This window comes from Asanoa iriomotensis (assembly GCF_016862515.1).
GTDB classification, from domain to species: Bacteria; Actinomycetota; Actinomycetes; order Mycobacteriales; family Micromonosporaceae; genus Asanoa; species Asanoa iriomotensis.
Genome location: NZ_BONC01000011.1, coordinates 100,164 through 111,587, shown reverse-complemented (window position 1 = coordinate 111,587; position 11,424 = coordinate 100,164). Strand labels below are relative to the sequence as shown.

General features: G+C 72.2%; 12 protein-coding genes. 5 read left to right on the top strand and 7 right to left on the bottom strand.

Annotation, left to right across the window (positions count from 1 at the left end; genetic code table 11):
- Window positions 1-19 precede the first annotated feature (19 nt).
- The gene (locus Air01nite_RS10670; RefSeq protein WP_203701834.1) at window positions 20-1,024 is read left to right on the top strand and encodes an NAD(P)H-dependent flavin oxidoreductase; all 1,005 of its coding nucleotides are present in this window, start codon (window positions 20-22) and stop codon (window positions 1,022-1,024) included.
- Here Air01nite_RS10670 and Air01nite_RS10665 read toward each other — a convergent pair.
- The 3 genes from Air01nite_RS10665 to Air01nite_RS10655 are packed head-to-tail and all read right to left on the bottom strand — an operon-like array spanning window position 1,016 to window position 4,289.
- A complete protein-coding gene (locus Air01nite_RS10665; RefSeq protein ID WP_203701833.1) occupies window positions 1,016-1,771 on the bottom strand; it encodes an SDR family NAD(P)-dependent oxidoreductase in 756 nt (251 codons plus the stop codon). The genes Air01nite_RS10670 and Air01nite_RS10665 overlap by 9 nt on opposite strands.
- The gene (locus tag Air01nite_RS10660) at window positions 1,768-3,237 is read right to left on the bottom strand and encodes a cryptochrome/photolyase family protein (protein WP_203701832.1); all 1,470 of its coding nucleotides are present in this window, start codon (window positions 3,235-3,237) and stop codon (window positions 1,768-1,770) included. The genes Air01nite_RS10665 and Air01nite_RS10660 overlap by 4 nt, the downstream gene beginning before the upstream one ends.
- Before the next feature lie 29 nt (window positions 3,238-3,266).
- Window positions 3,267-4,289 (bottom strand): hypothetical protein, encoded by a 1,023-nt coding sequence (locus Air01nite_RS10655; RefSeq protein WP_203701831.1) that lies wholly within the window; start codon window positions 4,287-4,289, stop codon window positions 3,267-3,269.
- A 62-nt stretch (window positions 4,290-4,351) separates the two neighbouring features.
- Here Air01nite_RS10655 and Air01nite_RS10650 point away from each other — a divergent pair, with 62 nt between their 5' ends.
- A complete protein-coding gene (locus Air01nite_RS10650) occupies window positions 4,352-4,747 on the top strand; it encodes a VOC family protein (protein WP_203701830.1) in 396 nt (131 codons plus the stop codon).
- A 52-nt stretch (window positions 4,748-4,799) separates the two neighbouring features.
- Here Air01nite_RS10650 and Air01nite_RS10645 read toward each other — a convergent pair whose 3' ends face one another.
- Window positions 4,800-5,816 (bottom strand): prenyltransferase, encoded by a 1,017-nt coding sequence (locus Air01nite_RS10645; RefSeq protein ID WP_203701829.1) that lies wholly within the window; start codon window positions 5,814-5,816, stop codon window positions 4,800-4,802.
- A 109-nt stretch (window positions 5,817-5,925) separates the two neighbouring features.
- On the opposite strand from Air01nite_RS10645, the gene Air01nite_RS10640 reads away from it, so the two are divergent.
- Window positions 5,926-7,860 carry a TIGR03960 family B12-binding radical SAM protein gene (locus Air01nite_RS10640; RefSeq protein WP_203701828.1) on the top strand — a complete coding sequence of 645 codons (1,935 nt, stop codon included), beginning with the start codon at window positions 5,926-5,928 and terminating at the stop codon, window positions 7,858-7,860.
- Window positions 7,853-8,284 (top strand): GNAT family N-acetyltransferase, encoded by a 432-nt coding sequence (locus Air01nite_RS10635; protein WP_203701827.1) that lies wholly within the window; start codon window positions 7,853-7,855, stop codon window positions 8,282-8,284. Before Air01nite_RS10640 ends, Air01nite_RS10635 begins: the two co-directional genes overlap by 8 nt.
- Here the strand turns inward: Air01nite_RS10635 and Air01nite_RS10630 are convergent.
- Window positions 8,257-9,021, bottom strand: coding sequence for an ABC transporter permease (locus Air01nite_RS10630; RefSeq protein ID WP_203701826.1), 765 nt, complete (start codon window positions 9,019-9,021; stop codon window positions 8,257-8,259). The two genes, Air01nite_RS10635 and Air01nite_RS10630, sit on opposite strands and share 28 nt — an antisense overlap.
- Window positions 9,018-9,962, bottom strand: coding sequence for an ATP-binding cassette domain-containing protein (locus Air01nite_RS10625; RefSeq protein WP_203701875.1), 945 nt, complete (start codon window positions 9,960-9,962; stop codon window positions 9,018-9,020). The genes Air01nite_RS10630 and Air01nite_RS10625 overlap by 4 nt, the downstream gene beginning before the upstream one ends.
- A gap of 66 nt (window positions 9,963-10,028) precedes the next feature.
- Here Air01nite_RS10625 and Air01nite_RS10620 point away from each other — a divergent pair, with 66 nt between their 5' ends.
- Window positions 10,029-10,601 carry a TetR/AcrR family transcriptional regulator gene (locus Air01nite_RS10620; RefSeq protein ID WP_203701825.1) on the top strand — a complete coding sequence of 191 codons (573 nt, stop codon included), beginning with the start codon at window positions 10,029-10,031 and terminating at the stop codon, window positions 10,599-10,601.
- Here the strand turns inward: Air01nite_RS10620 and Air01nite_RS10615 are convergent.
- A complete protein-coding gene (locus Air01nite_RS10615) occupies window positions 10,576-11,415 on the bottom strand; it encodes a class I SAM-dependent methyltransferase (RefSeq protein ID WP_203701824.1) in 840 nt (279 codons plus the stop codon). The two genes, Air01nite_RS10620 and Air01nite_RS10615, sit on opposite strands and share 26 nt — an antisense overlap.
- Window positions 11,416-11,424: the final 9 nt, after the last annotated feature.

The window sequence follows — 11,424 nt, the reverse complement described above, 5'->3', positions numbered from 1 at the left end:
TCGGCGAGGTGGGGAATCCATGACCAGGCGCCTTCGTACCGAGTTGGGTGACCGTCTCGGTCTCGACGCACCGATCGTCCAGGCGCCGGTCGGCTCGGCGGCGGGACCCGAACTGGCCGCGGCGGTCTCCGGAGCCGGCGGGCTGGGCATGCTCGCCCTGACCTGGTGCGGTCCCGACGCGGCCCGCGATCGGATCCGTGAGGTGCGCCGGCGCACCTCACGGCCGTTCGGTGTCAACCTCGTGCTGGACTTCCCTGTCGGCGAGACCCTCGCGGCCTGTCTGGACGAGGGCGTCCCGGTCGTGTCGACGTTCTGGGGCGACCCGGCGCCGGTCAGCGACGTGATCCGGCAGGCCGGCGCCTTGCACATGCACACCGTGGGCGGCGTCGCGGAGGCCCGGCACGCGGCCGACTCCGGTGTCGACGTCGTGGTGGCGCAGGGCTGGGAAGCCGGCGGCCACGTGCGCGGCACGACCACGACCATGGTGCTGGTGCCGGCCGTCGTCGACGCGGTCGGGCCGCTCCCGGTCATGGCGGCCGGCGGCATCAGCGACGGCCGCGGTGTCGCCGCCGCGCTCGCGCTGGGCGCGCAGGGTGCGTGGCTGGGCACCCGGTTCCTGGCCACCACGCAGGCGGACACCCATCAGCGCTATCGGGACCGGCTCGTCGAGGCGGGCGCCGAGGACACCGTCCACACCCGGTGTTTCGACGGAGGCTGGCCCGACGCGCCACACCGCGCCCTCCGCAACGAGACGGTGCGGCGGTGGGAGGCGGCCGGGTCGCCGCCCGCGCCGGACCGTCCGGGCGAGGGCGACGTCGTGGCGGTACACGGCGCCCGACCCCATCTCCGTTACGAGGACCTGATCCCGTTGCCCGGCATGACCGGCGACCTGGACGAGATGGCTCTCTACTCGGGCCAGTCGGTCGAGCTGGTCCGCGACGTCCAGCCGGCGGACGCGCTGGTTCGTGCCCTGACCGCGCAGACGATCGACGTCATCGACCGGATGTCGCGCGCTTCAGCGTGATTCGGGGTCCTGGCCCTGGGCGGCGCGGCCGCCGTCGACGGGGATGACCGTGCCCGTGATCAGGCTGGCGCCGGGGGAGAGCAGGAAGGCGACCGCTTCGGCCACCTCGTCGGCGCGGCCCACGCGGCCGATCGGGTGCAGGCGGGACATCTGCTCGGCCACCTGGGTCACCGCGACCGGTGACAGGCCCGCCAGGTAGTCCGCGTAGCGTTCCGTGTCGATCGAGCCCAGGGCCACCGCGTTGGCGCGGATGCCGGACGGGCCGTGGTCCACGGCGAGCGCCCGGGTCAGCCCCTCGACCGCGGCCTTCGCCGTCGCGTAGGGCAGGGCGCCGCGGACCGCGCGTTGGGCCTGGTGCGACGACACGTTGACGATCGCGCCGGGGGTGCCCGCGGCGAGGAAGCGGCGGACCGCGACGGCGCTGCCGACCACCGCCGGTGCCAGGTTGAGCGTGATCAGCGCGACCACCTCCGCCGCCGGTGTGGTGTCCAGCGGGAGGTCGCGGAAGACGGCCGCGTTGTTGACCCAACCGGCCAGCGGCGCGGCGGCCTCCGCCTGGTCGGCCGCGGTCGAGGCGGCGCCCTCGTCGGTCGCGTCGCCGGTCACCGCCAGCAGGCGCGGGTGTGACCAGGTCACCGGCGCCAGGTCCAGGACCACCACCGTCGTGCCGTCCACCGACAGGAGGCGTTCCGCGATCGCGCGACCCACACCGCCGGCGGCGCCGGTCACCACGTACGACGCGGTCACGGTGCCTCGTCTCCTCGGTCGCGTTCCTGAGCGCGGACCGCGGGCAGGTCGTCGATCCGGTCCAGTTGGCGCATCGCCTGGCCCAGGCGGGCATTGCCGCGCAGGCGGCCGCGGTTGCGATCGAGAAAGGCCCAATAGCCGGCCGTGTACGGGCACGCGTTGAGGCCCAGGCGCGATCTCGGGTCGTAGCGGCAGCCGCGGCAGTAGTCGCTCATCCGGTTGATGTAGGCACCGCCCGCCGCGTACGGCTTGGTAGTCATCGCGCCCAGGTCCGCGTACTGGCTCATGCCCACCACATTTGCCGTCATCACCCACTCGTAACCGTCGACGAACGACCGGTGGAACCAGTCGACCAGGTCGGCGGGCCGCCAGCCGCGCTGCAGCGCGTAGTTGCCCAGGACCATCAGGCGCGGGATGTGGTGCACCCAGCCGCGGTCGCGGACGCCGGCCAGCACGTCCGACAGGCAGCGGGCCTCGACGGCGTCCGCGTCCAACGCGCGGAACCACGACGGGACCGGGCGGGTCGCGCGCAGGCCGTCCGCCGCGCCGTAGTCCGCGCCGAAATACCAGTACAGGTGCCAGATGTAGTCGCGCCAGCCGATCAACTGGCGGACGAAGCCCTCCACCGAGGACAGCGGCGCCGCACCCGAGCGGTACGCCGCCTCGGCGCGGTGCACCGCGTCCAGCGGGTCGATCAGGCCCAGGTTGAGCGGGGCGGAGAGCAGGCTGTGTGCCATCCAGGGGTCACCGGCCAGCATCGCGTCCTCGTACGGGCCGAAGGCCGGTAATCGGTGTTCCACGAAGTGCCGCAGCCGGGCCAGGGCCTCGCGGCGCGTCGCCGGGAACAGGCGCGGGCCGTCGCGGCCGACGAACTCGATGCCCTCGGACTCCCAGCGGTCGAGGTCCGCGCGTACGCCCTCGTCGATCTCGTCCTCCACCGGCATCGGCGGCGCCGGCACCGGCATGCCGGACGACGGCGGCGGTTGGCGGTTCTCCGCGTCCAGGTTCCAGGTGCCGCCCGCCGGTGCGTCACCGTCCATCAGCACGTCGAGGCGGCGCCGGGCGTCGCGGTAGAAGTCCTCCATCCGCAGCCGTCCGTGCCGGCCGTCGGCCCACGCGACGAAGTCGCCGGGAGACGTGGTGAACCCGCGCGGCGGCAGCACGGTGACACCGTCGTGGCCGCGCACGAACTCGCGGGCCCGGCGAGAGGTCGGATGGCACACGTCCAGTGGCTCGCCGCTGACCTTGCGTAGCGCCTCGCCGTACGTGTCGGTGCGCAGGAAGATGGCTTGGTCGCCCAACTCGGCCGCGCGGTGCCGCAGCGCGGAGAGCACGAGGTGAGCCTTCTGCCGGTGGAACGCCCGGCGCCGGAACACGGACTTCGACTCGATCAGCAGCACGGGTTGCCGGGGCGCGTCGAGGAAGTGTGGCCCCAATTGGTCGGCGAACAACCAACGGCGGATCATCCGATCATTGTGCCCCTCCGAGGAGGGATTCAACCGTCCGATCGACGCGTCACGATCGTGTCGCGGAGTTGGCTGAGCCGTCCGTTGCTCTCGTCGACGTCGAGCCGGGTGAACACGCCCGTGCCGAGGCTGCCGTAGTCGACCCACGAACAGACCACGACGTCGGTGCCGTTGTCGGTGCCGATCCCGCACCGCCGGCTCTCGCCGCGCTCGGTGGCGGCCACCGTCGTGATGCTGCGCAGTTGGTAGGTCCCGGTCACCCGGTTGATCTCGGCGGTCACGTCGTCGTCGGGGGAGAGGTGCAGGCCCGTCGTGCCGAACACGGTGGCGCGCTTGCCGTCGCCGTCGACGAAGACGCCGGCGAACGGCGAGCTGATGACGTAGGTCCGGCGCAGGTCGGTCTTCAACTGCTCGGCCGTCCGCTTGCTCTGCTGGTCGTCCCGCAGTGTCAGGTTGCCGACCGTGGCCGGCACGACGGCGTCCGCGGGGAACTGGGCGTACAGCGGCTGGCCGAACCAGGCCGGGCAGCCGCAGCAGCAGAGCAGGGAGAGCAGCGCGAACCAGGGCCAGCGGCGGCGCCGGCGCACCGGGACCGCGACATAGCCGGGCGGGGGCCGCCAGCCCGGCGGCGGCCCGGCCGGCTCGGGCCGCTTGGCCTTCGACTTCTTGACGGGCAGGGGTGCCGGGGGCGGCGGGGTCGGAGGCGGCGGTGGTGGTCCGATTTGTTCCAGCCGCGTCGGGGGATAGGTCACGTCCATCGGGTACGCCGGCAGCGGGTCGGCGTCGGCCCACGGGTCGACCGGGGTGTCGGGCTCGAACGCCCGCCCGGTGGGCAGGTCCAGCGTCGGGTCGCGGGGCGGCGACGCGGGCGGCGGCGGTGGCGGCGGGAACATCGACTCGTCCTCGAGCCAGCGCCGGCGCTTGGGCGCGGGCGGCGGCACGGGCGCGGCACCGCTCCACTTAGGTTCGCGCGGCGCTTCGCCCGACCCCGCGTCGACCGGCGTGACCGGCTCGGTCACGCCGCCCTGGCGCTCCCGTTCCTCCTCCGCCATCAGCGGCGCTCCTCTCCCAGCCCGACGCCGAGGTTAGACGAGTCGAGCTAGTCTTCCGCACCATGCACATCGAACTAGCCGCGATCGTCGTCGACGACTACGACGAGGCCATCGGGTTCTTCGTCGACGCGCTCGGGTTCGACCTCGTCGAGGACAGCCCGTCGGTCACCAACGACGGCCGGCCCAAGCGCTGGGTCGTGGTCCGCCCGCCGGGCGCGGCAACCGGCCTGCTGCTCGCCCAGGCCGATGGTGACGATCAGGCCAAGGTTGTCGGCAACCAGCTCGCCGGGCGTGTCGGGTTCTTCCTGCGGGTCGACGACTTCGCGGCGGCGTACGACCGGATGCGCGAAGCCGGCGTCACCTTCCACGGCGAGCCGCGGCACGAGGTCTACGGCAGCGTCGTGGTCTTCGAGGACGTCGCGGGCAACAGGTGGGACCTGCTGGGCCCACGACCTTAAGGAACGGTCCGTTATTAACGCTATGCGTTAATAACGGACCGTTCCTTAACCGCTAGCGCACCGCGACCCAGACGGCCCAGGCGGCCAGGCCGATGATCAGCAGGCCGCCGGCGCGGCGCGTGTGGATGAAGGCCAGCGGTGCCCACCACAGTGGCCAGACCGGGTTGTTCGGCGGCGGGTCCACCGGCTTCGGCTCGCGGAAGCGCCGCCACACCCAGACCAGCGTCGGCACGCCACCGAGGGTGAGCAGCGCCGGCCAGGGCAGCTCGCCGACCGAGACGAGCACGACGACGCCCACGTAGTAGAGGACCATCATCCCGATCGTCGCCGCCTTGGCGGCCGGCTCGCCGAGCACCACCGGCAGGGTCCGGGTGCTGCTGCGGGCGTCGTACGGCAGCTTGTCGATGTGTTTGCCCATCAGCACCGTGGTCGGCAGCAGCGCGTAGACCAGCGCGGTGACCACGACCGCCCAGGGCAGCGTCCCCGTGCCGGCGTAGTAGACCCCGCCCACCATCAGTGGACCCCAGGTGACCAGCACGTCCGCCTCGCCGAGCCCGATCTTCTTCAGCCGCAGCGGCGGCGCGGTGTAGGCCCACGACAGGAACAGCCCGCCGAGCGCGAAGGCGGCGATCCACCAGTTCTGCCGGACGATCAGCGTGATCATGATGGCCAGGTCGACCACCTGGCAGAGCAGGATGCCGGCGACGAGCTGCCGGCGGGTGACCAGGCCGGCCAGGATCGGGTGCGGCGCGTAGAGCGCCCGCGGGTAGTCGGCGGTGTCGTTGCCGACGTCGGTGTCCGTGAGGTCGTTCATCAGGTTGTTGGCCAGGTGCGCGACCACGATGCCGAGCACGGCGAGGGTGACGTTGAGCCAGTCCACGTGCACGACCGCCACGGCCGCGAGCAGGACGGCGATCAGACCCGACGTGAACGTCATCGGCAGTACGCCGGCGCGGGTGACGACCAGCCAGCGGGTGACCGGATCGACGACGCCCTGTGCGGGCGGGTTGGTGGTGGCGAACGCGTATCGCCAGGCCGACAGCCGGTCGGCAACGCTCAGGCTGCTCACGACATCGATGCTACGCCCGTCTTGAACCTGTTCAAGACCTGTGTGGGCGCGCGGATGGGCGCCCTGACGCGCCGCGTACCCTGGTTGGTTGGGAATTAAGGAGGGGTCGATGACCGTCGCAACCGTGTGGCCGCGGCTCGAGGAGCTGCTGCCGCGGGTCAGCAAGCCGATCCAGTACGTCGGCGGCGAGCTGGGCGGGGTGCGCAAGGAGTGGGACGCCACCACCGTGCGCTGGGCCCTGATGTACCCGGACGCCTACGAGGTGGGCCTGCCCAACCAGGGCGTGCAGATCCTCTACGAGGTGCTCAACGAGCAGCCCGACGTGCTGGCCGAGCGCACGTACGCCGTCTGGCCCGACCTCGAGGCGCTGATGCGCGAGCACGGCGTGCCGCAGTTCACCGTCGACGCGCACCGCCCGGTCCGGGCCTTCGACCTGCTCGGCCTGTCGTTCGCCACCGAGCTCGGCTACACCAACATGCTCACGGCGCTCGACCTGGCCGGCATCCCGCTGCTGGCGAAGGACCGCACAGACGAGGACCCGATCGTGCTCGCCGGCGGGCACGCCGCGTTCAACCCCGAGCCGATCGCCGACTTCCTCGACGCGGCCGTGCTGGGCGACGGCGAGGAGGCCGTCCTCGAGGTCACCGCGCTCGTCCGCGCCTGGAAGGAAGAGGGCTCCCCGGGCGGTCGCGACGAGCTGCTGCTGCGCCTGGCCAAGACCGAGAGCGTCTACGTGCCGCGCTTCTACGACGTCGACTACCTGCCCGACGGGCGGATCCAGCGGGTCGTGCCCAACCGGGCCGGCGTGCCGTTCCGCGTGCACAAGCGCACGACGATGGACCTCGACCAGTGGCCGTACCCGAAGAAGCCTCTCGTGCCGCTGGCCGAGACCGTGCACGAGCGGTACGCCGTCGAGATCTTCCGGGGCTGCACGCGCGGCTGCCGGTTCTGCCAGGCGGGCATGATCACCCGGCCGGTGCGCGAGCGCTCGATCACCACGGTCGGCCAGATGGTCAAGGAGGGCCTGGAGTTCTCCGGCTTCTCCGAGGTCGGCCTGCTCTCGCTGTCGAGCGCCGACCACTCCGAGATCGGTGACATCTGCTCGGGCCTGGCCGACCAGTACGAGGGCACCAACGTCTCGCTTTCGCTGCCGTCCACCCGGGTCGACGCGTTCAACATCGACCTGGCACAGGAGCTGTCCCGCAACGGGCGGCGCACCGGCCTGACCTTCGCGCCCGAGGGCGGCTCCGAGCGGATCCGCCGGGTGATCAACAAGATGGTGTCGGAGGAAGACCTCATCCGCACCGTGGTCACCGCCTACACCAACGGCTGGCGCCAGGTGAAGCTCTACTTCATGTGCGGCCTGCCCACCGAGACCGACGAGGACGTGCTGCAGATCGCCCGCCTCGCGCACGAGGTGATCAAGGCCGGTCGCGCCGCCACGGGCTCCAAGGACATCCGCTGCACGGTCTCGATCGGTGGGTTCGTGCCCAAGCCGCACACGCCGTTCCAATGGGCCTCGATGCAGTCGCCCGAGGTGATCGACAACCGGCTCAAGCTGCTCAAGCAGGCGATCAACAGCGACCGCTCGCTGGGCCGGGCGATCGGCTACCGCTACCACGACGGCCAGCCGTCGCTGATCGAAGGCCTGCTGTCGCGCGGCGACCGCCGCGTCGGCGCGGTGATCCGGCGGGTCTGGGAGGACGGCGGGCGGTTCGACGGCTGGTCGGAGCACTTCTCCTACGAGCGCTGGGTTTCCGCGGCCGCGGCTGTTCTGCCCGGGTTCGGGGTCGATCTTGACTGGTTCACCACGCGCGAGCGCGACGAGCTAGAGGTGCTGCCCTGGGACCACCTCGACTCCGGGCTCGACAAGGACTGGCTCTGGCAGGACTGGCAGGACTCGACGAACGAGTACGAGCAGGACGACTGCCGGTGGACACCGTGCTTCGACTGCGGCGTCTGCCCGTCCATGGACACCGAGATCCAGATCGGCCCGACCGGCCGGAAGCTGCTGCCGCTGACCCCGGTCGGCGGCAATGGCTGACCTGCGGTTCGCCGCGCCGGTCGACGACACCACGCTCGACCTCTGGCGGTCGATCCACAACACGATCCTGCCGCCCTTCCCGCTCTCGCTCTCCGACGTGCGTGAGCGGGCCGGGCGTCACGTTCTGGAGATCGCCTACGACGGCGAGGTCGCGGTCGGCAACTCGACCGTGCGCCCGCCCGATGCCGACGGCGTGTCGGTGGTCATCGCCCGGGTGCTGCCGGAGCACCGGGGCCACGGCTTCGGCACGCTGATCCACGCGCGGGCGTTGGCCGCGGCCCGATCCCTGGGCCCGGCCGCGATCGAGACCGTGGTGCTGCTGACCAACGCCGACGGGCTGCGGTTCGCTTCGCGTCACGGGTACGACGAGGTCGAGCGCTACACCGTCCACGGCGCTCAGGAAGTCAGGCTGCGCCTGCGGTAGGCGGCGAGCGCGAGTGGGGCGAACACCGCGACGAACCCGGCCATCCAGAGCAGGGTGATCAGCACCGGCCGGGCCACCGGGCCGCCGAGCATCAGGCCGCGCAGCGCGTCCATCAGGTGTCGCACGGGGTTGACCTCGACGAACGCCGCCAGCCAGCCGGGCATCGTGTCCGTCGGCACGAAGATGTTGCTGGCGAACGAGAGCGGAAAGATGATCACCGCGCCGAGGCCCTGCACGGCCTGTGCGTTGGGCAGCGCGAGGCCGAGCAGCACCCAGACCCAGGACAGGGCGAGCGCGAAGCCGAGCGCGAGGGCGCAGGCCGCCAACACCGGCAGGGGACCGGTGGTGAACCGGAAGCCGAGCGCGAGGCCGAAGCCGAGCAGCGCGACGATGGCGACGACCTGGCGCACGACGTCGCCGCCGATCGCGCCGACCAGCGGTGCGATCCGCAGGGTGGGCAGGCTGCGGATGCGGTCGAAGACGCCCTTCTCGATGTCCTGGTTGAGCGCGACGCCGACGCCCATAGTGGCCAGCAGGGTCATCAGGCCGAGCATGCCGGGCAGCACGAACTGCAGGTAGTCCCGGGTGCTGCCGGAGATCGCGCCGCCGAACACGTAGACGAACAGCACCAGGAAGATGGCCGGGCCGAACACCACGTCGGCGAGCGCGGCGGGGTGCCGGCGCAGCTTCACGATGCCGCGCCAGGTCAGGGTCAGGCACTGGTTGACGCCATTCATGCTGGTGCCTCCTCCTTCGTCGTCGTCAGGGCCCGGAACACGTCGTCGAGGCTGGGCAGGTGCAGCGCCAACTCCGCGATCTCGACGCCCGCGTCGTCGAGCCGGCGCACGACGGCCGGCATCATGGCGCCGTCGGCGACGGGCGCGCTCAGCCGTTCGCCGAGCCGCGCCGGCAGCTGACCGACCACCGTGGCGACCAGGGCCGCCGCGTCGTCGAGCCGGGCCGGGTCGGCCAGCCGCAGGTCGAGCGTCTGGGTGCCGAGCCGGCGCTTGAGCTGGGTCGGCGTGCCGCGCGCGGCGACCCGGCCGTGGTCGAACAGCACGATGTCGTCGGCCAGGGCGTCGGCCTCCTCGAGGTACTGAGTGGTGAGCAGCACCGTGGTGCCCTCGGCGACCAGCGCCCGGATGCGGTCCCAGAGCGCGCCGCGGGCGACCGGGTCGAGCCCGGTCGTGGGTTCGTCGAGGAACACCACCCGGGGGCGGTTGACCAGGCTCGCGGCCAGGTCGAGCCGGCGCCGCATGCCGCCGGAGTACGTCTTCACCGGCCGGTCGGCGGCGACGGTGAGGCCGAACTCGGCGAGCAACTCGGCGGCCCGGGCCGCGGTGTCCCGGCGGGAGAGCCCGAGGAGGCGGCCGACCATGGTCAGGTTGTGCCGGCCCGTCAGGTCCTCGTCGACCGATGCGTGCTGCCCGGCGAGGCCGATGAGCTGCCGCACCTGGTGGCCGGCGTGGATCACGTCGTGCCCGAGCACCGCCGCCGAGCCCGCGTCGGGGCGCAGCAGCGTGGCCAGGATCCGCACTGCCGTCGTCTTGCCGGCGCCGTTGGGGCCGAGGACGCCGATCACCGTGCCGGCCTCGACCGCGAGGTCGACCCCGTCCAGCGCGGTGACCTCGCCATAGCGCTTGACCAGTCCGTACGCTTCGATCGCCAATTTTCGCATCACGACTGTAATGTAAAACGCGCCGACGACTCCGTCAATACGACCGCAATGTGAAACCATGGCCGTATGCCGAAGCGGGTCGACCCCACCGAGCGGCGCACGCTGATCGCCGACGCGCTGATGCGGGTCGCGGCGCAGCGCGGGCTCGAGGCGGTGAGCCTGCGCCACGTGGCCGCCGAGGCCGGCGCGACCACGGGCCTGGTGCAGCACTACTTCGGCACCAAGGACGAGATGATGCTGTTCGCGCTCGACGTGGTCAGCGGCCACATCGGGGAACGCATGTCGTCGGCGGTCAACGCTCTAGGCCCGGAGCCGGCGCCGCGCGACCTGCTCCGTGCGATGGCCACCCAGCTCCTGCCGCTCGACGAGGCACGGCGGGCCGACGGCCGGGTCGGGCTGGCCTTCTTCGCGTACGCGGCCACCCGGCCCGACGTCGCCGAGGTGCAGCGGCGCGGCTCGGTCGGGCTGCGCGACTTCTTCGCGACGCTGATGCCGCTGCCCGCGGCCACCACGCTGCTGGCCCTGGTCGAGGGACTGGCGCTCTACATGCTCACCGACACCTACCCGGCGCAGACCGCCCTGGCGGTGCTCGACGAGTTCCTGGACTCGGTGTTCAGCCCGGCCGCCGGGCGACCGTGAGGCGCATCGGCGTCTCGCTCAGGTAGCCGCCGCCGGGGTGGCGGAGGTGCTTGTCGAGCACCTCGGTGATCGCCGCGCGGGCCGCCGGCACCCGGTGCGGTGGCACGCGTTCGAGCTGGCGGCGGGCACCGACCGAGAGCCACCAGGCCCAGTAGGCGTCCGCGGACGGGTAGTGCGAGCGCACGGTCAGCTCCGTCATCGTCACGCCGGTCAGGTCGGCCCGGTCGAACCAGCCCCGCACCCGGTCCCGCTGCGCGTCGTGCTCTTCCCTGGCGTCGCCGGCCAGCGCCTGTTCGGGTCGCTGGAACGGCGCGAGCGCGGCGGCGCGGTCCGCGTAGAACGTCGTGCCCGCCGTCATCGACTCGGCGAACGTGCTGATCGCCAGCCGGCCGCCGGGGCGCAGCAGGCCGGCCCAGCGAGCCACGGCGGCCGCCGGGTCGGGCATGAAGAAGATCATGAAGCCGGCGGTGACCACGTCGAAGGAGCACGGCGGGAAGTCCGGGTACTCCGCGTCGCCGGCTGTCACGCGTACCCACGGAAGGTCCTTCGCGGCCTCCGTGGTGAGCCGGCGCATGACCGGCGCGAAGTCGACGCCGACCACCGTGCCGGTCGGGCCGACCGCGGCCGCGGCCGGGAAGAACACGTTGCCCCGGCCACAGCCGAGGTCGAGCACCCGTTCACCGGTGGTGATCCCGGCGTGGGCGACCAGCGCGCGTCCCGGCGGGCCATAGAACTCGACCCCGGTCTGCTCGTACGTGGGCGCGGCGCGATCGAAAACACCCGCGATGCGCGCCTTGGGGTCGACGTCCCTCATGACGTGAGG

Bases quoted from the DNA above. Each gene is read 5' to 3' on its own strand.
- Air01nite_RS10615 (WP_203701824.1), bottom strand. From the start codon at position 11,415: ATGAGGGACGTCGACCCCAAGGCGCGCATCGCGGGTGTTTTCGATCGC.
- Air01nite_RS10620 (WP_203701825.1), top strand. From the start codon at position 10,029: ATGCCGAAGCGGGTCGACCCCACCGAGCGGCGCACGCTGATCGCCGAC.
- Air01nite_RS10650 (WP_203701830.1), top strand. From the start codon at position 4,352: ATGCACATCGAACTAGCCGCGATCGTCGTCGACGACTACGACGAGGCC.
- Air01nite_RS10640 (WP_203701828.1), top strand. From the start codon at position 5,926: ATGACCGTCGCAACCGTGTGGCCGCGGCTCGAGGAGCTGCTGCCGCGG.
- Air01nite_RS10660 (WP_203701832.1), bottom strand. From the start codon at position 3,237: ATGATCCGCCGTTGGTTGTTCGCCGACCAATTGGGGCCACACTTCCTC.
- Air01nite_RS10655 (WP_203701831.1), bottom strand. From the start codon at position 4,289: ATGGCGGAGGAGGAACGGGAGCGCCAGGGCGGCGTGACCGAGCCGGTC.
- Air01nite_RS10625 (WP_203701875.1), bottom strand. From the start codon at position 9,962: ATGCGAAAATTGGCGATCGAAGCGTACGGACTGGTCAAGCGCTATGGC.
- Air01nite_RS10630 (WP_203701826.1), bottom strand. From the start codon at position 9,021: ATGAATGGCGTCAACCAGTGCCTGACCCTGACCTGGCGCGGCATCGTG.
- Air01nite_RS10670 (WP_203701834.1), top strand. From the start codon at position 20: ATGACCAGGCGCCTTCGTACCGAGTTGGGTGACCGTCTCGGTCTCGAC.
- Air01nite_RS10635 (WP_203701827.1), top strand. From the start codon at position 7,853: ATGGCTGACCTGCGGTTCGCCGCGCCGGTCGACGACACCACGCTCGAC.